This is a genomic window from Shigella sp. SIG6, from assembly GCF_053555815.1.
Map to the genome: position 1 here is coordinate 1 of NZ_JBQZXC010000148.1, position 7657 is coordinate 7657.

Sequence of the window (7657 nt, forward strand, 5' to 3'; positions counted from 1 at the left end):
GATAATGGGCTAAATTGCCGGATGCGGCGCGAGTACTTTATCCGATCTATAAATGTAGGCCGGATAAGATGCGCCAGCATCGCATCCGGCATTCAGGCAAGGTAGCTGGTATTTATTTCAGCTTCATATGCGTGGCAACGGTAATATTCTGTGGTGACGGTTTTCCCGAAATTAAGCGGAATAATAACTCGCAGCTTTGTTGACCTAACTCCTGCGTCGGAACATCGATGCCGCCTGGTGCAGGCGTTAAAATAAACGACAGCGTTTCATTACTATAACCCACCACCGCTAACTGCTGCGGAATAGCAATATTTTTCTCTGCCGCCGCACGATAAATGCTCATTAATTTCAGGCTGTCAGTGGCAAACACTGCCTCAGGCAACGGTGACTGACTTAATAATTGCCGTGCTGCTTGCAGTGCTGTTTCATGGGTATAACCGCCGTCAACAATCCATTTATCACGCACTGCAATATTATGCGCGGACAGACTTTGCTTATAGCCATTAACGCGATCAACCGAAACATGGACATCAAGCGGAGCATGCAGGCAGGCAATATTTTGATGCCCACTTTCAATTAATGCATCGGTCAACGCAATGCTGTCACCAAAATTATCGGTATCGACAGAATAAACATGGGCATATTGACCTTCAACTTTGCCAATTACCACCACCGGAATATCGTATTTATCGAGTTGGGCAAAAAATGACTCATCCGCTGGCGAACTGAGCATAATAATGCCTTTAATCATTTTCTGTTTAATTTTGCTTTCGCATTTTTGCAGATCTTCTGCCGGATTGTGCGACGTTTGTAATATCACGTCGAAACCTTCTTCTTCCGCTTTGGCGGTGATGGCATGCAAAACTTCAGAGAAAAACGGATTACCCGCCGTAGTTTTGGTCGAACGGGTAGAAATCACCATAATGGCATCAAAACCCGAAGAGGTCAGCGCGCGGGCCAGCTTGTTTGGCTGATACTGTAATTCTTCAATGGCCCGTAACACTTTTTCGCGCGCTTCCGGGGAGATATTAGTTTGCTTATTCAGCACGCGTGATACGGTGGATTTTGATACGCCTGCAACCCTGGCAATATCATAAATAGTAGGGGACATAGGTCAGGAACTCCGTCCGAACGTGAATGCTGCACATCTTATGGAGTTCGCCCGTCGATGACAACACGGGCAGTTGATAATCAATGGCCTGGCCCCCACATTCATATCCTTACGAATGATTTTTTTTCTGGTCTTCAGAGCAGCACAGGACAGCAATGAAGCGACTTAAAAATGAACTCAATGCGCTGGTGAATCGGGGTGTCGACAGACATCTGCGCCTCGCTGTAACCGGACTTAGCCGCAGCGGCAAAACAGCGTTTATCACCGCGATGGTTAATCAGTTGCTCAATATTCATGCCGGAGCACGTTTGCCGCTGTTAAGCGCGGTGCGTGAAGAGCGCTTGCTGGGCGTAAAACGCATTCCCCAGCGTGACTTTGGCATTCCGCGCTTCACCTATGATGAAGGACTGGCGCAGTTATATGGTGATCCTCCCGCCTGGCCGACGCCTACGCGCGGCGTCAGTGAAATTCGCCTGGCGTTACGTTTTAAATCGAACGATTCGCTGCTGCGCCACTTTAAGGATACCTCCACGCTGTATCTGGAAATTGTGGATTATCCCGGCGAATGGTTGCTCGACCTGCCGATGCTGGCGCAGGATTACTTAAGCTGGTCGCGCCAGATGACGGGCTTACTCAATGGTCAGCGCGGCGAATGGTCGGCGAAATGGCGAATGATGTGCGAAGGACTTGACCCGCTAGCGCCTGCCGACGAAAACCGGCTGGCAGACATTGCCGCCGTGTGGACCGATTATCTCCACCACTGTAAACAGCAGGGGCTGCACTTTATTCAGCCTGGGCGCTTTGTCTTGCCGGGAGATATGGCAGGTGCGCCCGCGCTGCAATTCTTCCCGTGGCCGGATGTCGATGCCTGGGGCGAGTCCAAACTGGCGCAGGCCGATAAGCACACCAATGCCGGAATGCTGCGCGAGCGGTTTAATTATTACTGCGAGAAAGTGGTGAAGGGGTTCTATAAGAATCATTTTCTGCGCTTTGACCGCCAGATTGTGCTGGTGGATTGCCTGCAACCTCTCAACAGTGGGCCACAGGCATTTAATGATATGCGTCTGGCACTGACGCAGCTGATGCAAAGTTTCCACTACGGGCAGCGCACGCTGTTTCGCCGCTTATTCTCGCCGGTTATCGACAAACTGCTGTTTGCCGCGACGAAAGCGGACCATGTAACGGTCGATCAGCACGCCAATATGGTTTCATTACTGCAACAACTGATTCAGGATGCCTGGCAAAATGCGGCGTTTGAAAGGATTAGTATGGATTGCCTGGGGCTGGCCTCGGTGCAGGCGACCACCAGCGGCATTATTGACGTCAACGGCGAGAAAATTCCGGCATTGCGCGGTAACCGGCTCAGCGATGGTGCGCCTCTCACCGTTTACCCCGGTGAAGTTCCTGCGCGTTTGCCCGGTCAGGCGTTCTGGGACAAGCAAGGGTTCCAGTTTGAAGCGTTTCGCCCGCAGGTGATGGATGTCGACAAACCGCTGCCGCATATTCGTCTTGATGCCGCGCTGGAATTTTTAATAGGAGATAAATTGCGATGACCGAACCGTTAAAACCACGTATTGATTTCAACGGTCCGCTGGAGGTCGAACAGAATCCAAAATTCAGGGCGCAGCAGACCTTTGACGAAAATCAGGCGCAAAATTTTGCCCCGGCCACGCTCGACGAAGCGCAGGAAGAAGAGGGGCAAGTCGAAGCGGTAATGGACGCAGCGTTACGTCCGAAACGCAGCCTGTGGCGCAAAATGGTGATGGGCGGGCTGGCTCTGTTTGGCGCAAGCGTTGTCGGGCAGGGTATACAGTGGACAATGAATGCCTGGCAAACCCAGGACTGGGTAGCGCTGGGTGGATGTGCCGCTGGGGCATTGATTATCGGCGCTGGCGTAGGTTCTGTGGTAACAGAGTGGCGGCGCTTATGGCGCTTGCGACAGCGCGCCCATGAACGCGACGAAGCGCGTGATTTATTGCATAGCCACGGCACGGGCAAAGGTCGCGCATTTTGCGAAAAACTGGCGCAGCAGGCGGGTATTGATCAGTCGCATCCGGCGCTGCAACGCTGGTATGCCTCAATCCATGAAACGCAGAACGATCGTGAAGTGGTCAGCCTGTATGCGCATTTGGTCCAGCCAGTTTTAGATGCCCAGGCGCGGCGCGAAATCAGCCGTTCGGCGGCGGAATCAACGTTGATGATTGCGGTCAGCCCGCTGGCGTTGGTCGATATGGCGTTTATCGCCTGGCGCAATCTGCGTTTAATTAATCGCATTGCCACGCTGTATGGCATTGAACTGGGGTATTACAGCCGTTTGCGTCTGTTTAAGCTGGTATTGCTGAATATCGCTTTTGCCGGAGCCAGCGAACTGGTGCGCGAAGTGGGGATGGACTGGATGTCGCAAGATCTCGCTGCTCGTTTGTCTACCCGCGCAGCTCAGGGAATTGGTGCTGGACTTCTGACGGCACGACTCGGGATTAAAGCTATGGAGCTTTGCCGCCCGCTGCCGTGGATTGACGATGACAAACCTCGCCTTGGGGATTTCCGTCGTCAGCTTATCGGTCAGGTGAAAGAAACTCTGCAAAAAGGCAAAACGCCCAGCGAAAAATAATGCAATATCGGGTGCTGACCGGATATCTTTACGCCGAAGTGCCCGTTTTTCCGTCTTTGTGTCAATGATTGTTGACAGAAACCTTCCTGCTATCCAAATAGTGTCATATCATCATATTAATTGTTCTTTTTTCAGGTGAAGGTTCCCATGCGTCTGGAAGTCTTTTGTGAAGACCGACTCGGTCTGACCCGCGAATTACTCGATCTACTCGTGCTAAGAGGCATTGATTTACGCGGTATTGAGATTGATCCCATTGGGCGAATCTACCTCAATTTTGCTGAACTGGAGTTTGAGAGTTTCAGCAGTCTGATGGCCGAAATACGCCGTATTGCAGGTGTTACCGATGTGCGTACTGTCCCGTGGATGCCTTCCGAACGTGAGCATCTGGCGTTGAGCGCGTTACTGGAGGCGTTGCCTGAACCTGTGCTCTCTGTCGATATGAAAAGCAAAGTGGATATGGCGAACCCGGCGAGCTGTCAGCTTTTTGGGCAAAAATTGGATCGCCTGCGCAACCATACCGCCGCACAATTGATTAACGGCTTTAATTTTTTACGTTGGCTGGAAAGCGAACCGCAAGATTCGCATAACGAGCATGTCGTTATTAATGGGCAGAATTTCCTGATGGAGATTACGCCTGTTTATCTTCAGGATGAAAATGATCAACACGTCCTGACCGGTGCGGTGGTGATGTTGCGATCAACGATTCGTATGGGCCGCCAGTTGCAAAATGTCGCCGCCCAGGACGTCAGCGCCTTCAGCCAAATTGTCGCCGTCAGCCCGAAAATGAAGCACGTTGTCGAACAGGCGCAGAAACTGGCGATGCTAAGCGCGCCGCTGCTGATTACGGGTGACACAGGTACAGGTAAAGATCTTTTTGCCTACGCCTGCCATCAGGCAAGCCCCAGAGCGGGCAAACCTTACCTGGCGCTGAATTGCGCGTCTATACCAGAAGATGCGGTCGAGAGTGAACTGTTTGGTCATGCTCCGGAAGGGAAGAAAGGGTTCTTTGAGCAGGCGAACGGTGGTTCGGTGCTGTTGGATGAAATAGGGGAAATGTCACCACGGATGCAGGCGAAATTACTGCGTTTTCTTAATGATGGCACTTTCCGTCGGGTTGGCGAAGACCATGAGGTGCATGTCGATGTGCGGGTGATTTGCGCTACGCAGAAGAATCTGGTCGAACTGGTGCAAAAAGGCGTGTTCCGTGAAGATCTCTATTATCGTCTGAACGTGTTGACGCTCAATCTGCCGCCGCTACGTGACTGTCCGCAGGACATTATGCCGTTAACTGAGCTGTTCGTCGCCCGCTTTGCCGACGAGCAGGGCGTGCCGCGTCCGAAACTGGCCGCTGACCTGAATACTGTACTTACACGTTATGCGTGGCCGGGAAATGTGCGGCAGTTAAAGAACGCTATCTATCGCGCACTGACACAACTGGACGGTTATGAGCTGCGTCCACAGGATATTTTGTTGCCGGATTATGACGCCGCAACGGTAGCCGTGGGCGAAGATGCGATGGAAGGTTCGCTGGACGAAATCACCAGCCGTTTTGAACGCTCGGTATTAACCCAGCTTTATCGCAATTATCCCAGCACGCGCAAACTGGCAAAACGTCTCGGCGTTTCACATACCGCGATTGCCAATAAGTTGCGGGAATATGGTCTGAGTCAGAAGAAGAACGAAGAGTAAGCGCGAATATGCCTGATGGTGCAACACCATCAGGCATATTAACTTATGCTTTCAGTACAGCCAGAGCTGCTTCGTAATCCGGCTCGGTGGTGATTTCATCCACCAGCTGGCTGAAAATCACATTGTCATTTTCGTCAATAACCACAACGGCACGCGCTGCCAGACCTTTCAGTGGGCCATCAGCAATTGCCACACCGTAGGCTTGCAGAAATTCAGCGTTACGGAAAGTGGAGAGGGTGATAACGTTGTTCAGACCTTCTGCGCCGCAGAAACGAGACTGGGCGAACGGCAGATCGGCAGAGATACACAGCACAACGGTGTTGTCGATCTCAGTTGCCAGTTGGTTAAACTTACGTACTGATGCGGCGCAAACACCGGTATCAATACTCGGGAAAATGTTCAGCACTTTGCGTTTACCCGCAAACTGACCGAGGGTGACGTCAGACAGATCTTTTGCCACGAGAGTAAAAGTCTGCGCTTTGCTACCCGTCTGCGGGATGGAATTGGCGACTGTAACCGGGTTGCCCTGGAAATGAACGGTTTGTGACATGATTATCTTTCCTGTTTACATATAGTTAACGTCACACCTAGTTTATGCTAACTGTCAATAACACAGCAAACGCTATTTGCGCTTAATCCGCAGACCACCGCGACAACAAGGAGTAAAGATGAGAATCGTTAAGGTATTTGAGGAAGCTTGGCCCTTACATACCCCGTTTGTGATTGCCCGGGGAAGTCGCAGTGAAGCGCGCGTGGTGGTGGTTGAACTGGAAGAAGAGGGTATTAAAGGCACCGGCGAATGCACGCCGTATCCGCGTTATGGAGAAAGTGATGCCTCGGTAATGGCGCAAATTATGAGCGTCGTGCCGCAATTAGAGAAAGGGCTGACACGGGAGGAGTTGCAAAAAATTCTCCCTGCCGGCGCAGCACGTAATGCGCTGGATTGTGCATTGTGGGATCTCGCGGCGCGAAAACAGCAGCAATCGCTGGCTGATTTGATCGGCATAACGCTTCCCGAGACAGTTATCACTGCACAGACGGTTGTCATCGGTACGCCTGATCAGATGGCCAATAGTGCATCAACACTCTGGCAGGCACGCGCGAAATTACTGAAAGTGAAGCTGGATAACCATCTTATCAGTGAGCGGATGGTGGCAATTCGCACCGCTGTGCCCGATGCCACGCTGATCGTTGATGAAAATGAATCCTGGCGTGCAGAAGGGTTGGCGGCGCGTTGCCAGCTATTGGCGGATTTAGGCGTTGCGATGCTTGAACAACCGCTTCCTGCGCAGGACGATGCGGCGCTGGAGAATTTTATTCATCCGTTGCCGATTTGTGCTGATGAAAGTTGTCATACTCGTAGCAATCTGAAGGCGCTGAAAGGGCGCTATGAGATGGTTAACATTAAGCTCGATAAAACCGGTGGTCTGACGGAAGCGCTGGCGACTGAAGCGCGTGCACAAGGTTTCAGTCTGATGCTGGGCTGCATGTTGTGTACCTCTCGTGCCATTAGCGCCGCTTTACCGCTGGTGCCGCAGGTCAGTTTCGCCGATCTTGACGGACCGACCTGGCTGGCGGTAGATGTGGAACCGGCGCTTCAGTTCACGACGGGCGAATTGCATCTTTAGGATGCCAGCGCAGCAAGTTTGCCATCGCAAAGAGATATTTTTCGCTGGCTTCGTCGGAGGAGATGGGCGGAAACTCTGCGGTGATGCAATGCAAGTTGAGATCTGCACACCAACTGCCGAAAGAGCCAGGAGTTTCATAACCGACGCTGGTTACCAGAGGCAATTCAAACGACTGGGCCAGCCATTCGCCTAATTCGCTGTGTCTGGGATCTTCAATACAAGCCAGTGGATCGTGGAATGAGACCACCTAGGCAGGTTGAATGCGGTGTATAAGCTGGCACAGCGCCTGGGTTTCAGGTTCGGAGCCAGGTTTGTCACCTGTCAGTAATACGACATCACGTTCTTCAGCGGCGCTGTTCCAGCGATAAACCGTTTCACCTTCCTTCCAGTTCGCCGCCGGAAAGTTTCTGTTTAAATCCACACCATTAGCATTGGCCCGTAACCCCAGCTGGCAGCCGTCAGGATTCACACACAGCACCACATGATGGCGGCGCAAAGAAGGTGTCAAAGTCCGCAGAGCACAGGAGAGCGTGACGACCGAAGAGTTTTCATCACCGTGAGTGCCAGCCAGAATCAAACCACTTTCACGGCTGGCTGCAGGGGCAGGAAACCAGATTA

At 52.1% G+C, this 7657-nt stretch carries 6 protein-coding genes and 1 pseudogene; 4 read left to right on the top strand and 3 right to left on the bottom strand.

The window, feature by feature from the left end; all coding sequences use genetic code 11:
* Nucleotides 1–112: 112 nt before the first annotated feature.
* Nucleotides 113–1111, bottom strand: coding sequence for a LacI family DNA-binding transcriptional regulator (locus tag ACUU1M_RS17440; protein ID WP_000075382.1), 999 nt, complete (start codon nucleotides 1109–1111; stop codon nucleotides 113–115).
* 155 nt (nucleotides 1112–1266) lie between these two features.
* On the opposite strand from ACUU1M_RS17440, the gene ACUU1M_RS17445 reads away from it, so the two are divergent.
* From ACUU1M_RS17445 to tyrR, 3 genes are all read left to right on the top strand, one after another.
* Entirely contained in the window at nucleotides 1267–2664 is a 1398-nt protein-coding gene (locus tag ACUU1M_RS17445; RefSeq protein ID WP_000825772.1) for a YcjX family GTP-binding protein, read from the top strand.
* On the top strand, nucleotides 2661–3722 hold the full coding sequence (locus ACUU1M_RS17450; RefSeq protein WP_000138751.1) for a YcjF family protein: 1062 nt from the start codon (nucleotides 2661–2663) through the stop codon (nucleotides 3720–3722). Before ACUU1M_RS17445 ends, ACUU1M_RS17450 begins: the two co-directional genes overlap by 4 nt.
* A 147-nt stretch (nucleotides 3723–3869) precedes the next feature.
* A complete protein-coding gene (tyrR, locus tag ACUU1M_RS17455; protein ID WP_001306544.1) occupies nucleotides 3870–5411 on the top strand; it encodes a transcriptional regulator TyrR in 1542 nt (513 codons plus the stop codon).
* 43 nt (nucleotides 5412–5454) lie between these two features.
* On the opposite strand, the gene tpx is transcribed toward tyrR, so the two are convergent.
* Nucleotides 5455–5961: a thiol peroxidase gene (gene tpx / locus ACUU1M_RS17460; protein ID WP_000084395.1), complete on the bottom strand. Its 507-nt coding sequence runs from the start codon at nucleotides 5959–5961 to the stop codon at nucleotides 5455–5457.
* 118 nt (nucleotides 5962–6079) lie between these two features.
* Here tpx and ycjG point away from each other — a divergent pair, with 118 nt between their 5' ends.
* A complete protein-coding gene (gene ycjG, locus ACUU1M_RS17465; RefSeq protein WP_449144707.1) occupies nucleotides 6080–7039 on the top strand; it encodes an L-Ala-D/L-Glu epimerase in 960 nt (319 codons plus the stop codon).
* Here the strand turns inward: ycjG and mpaA are convergent.
* Nucleotides 7014–7657 (bottom strand): annotated as a pseudogene (mpaA, locus tag ACUU1M_RS17470) (murein tripeptide amidase MpaA); the annotation flags it as partial. The gene ycjG and the pseudogene mpaA overlap by 26 nt on opposite strands.

Excerpts from the sequence above, each read along its gene's own strand:
- ACUU1M_RS17440 (WP_000075382.1), bottom strand. The coding sequence starts at position 1,111 with ATGTCCCCTACTATTTATGATATTGCCAGGGTTGCAGGCGTATCAAAA.
- ACUU1M_RS17445 (WP_000825772.1), top strand. The coding sequence starts at position 1,267 with ATGAAGCGACTTAAAAATGAACTCAATGCGCTGGTGAATCGGGGTGTC.
- ACUU1M_RS17450 (WP_000138751.1), top strand. The coding sequence starts at position 2,661 with ATGACCGAACCGTTAAAACCACGTATTGATTTCAACGGTCCGCTGGAG.
- tyrR (WP_001306544.1), top strand. The coding sequence starts at position 3,870 with ATGCGTCTGGAAGTCTTTTGTGAAGACCGACTCGGTCTGACCCGCGAA.
- tpx (WP_000084395.1), bottom strand. The coding sequence starts at position 5,961 with ATGTCACAAACCGTTCATTTCCAGGGCAACCCGGTTACAGTCGCCAAT.
- ycjG (WP_449144707.1), top strand. The coding sequence starts at position 6,080 with ATGAGAATCGTTAAGGTATTTGAGGAAGCTTGGCCCTTACATACCCCG.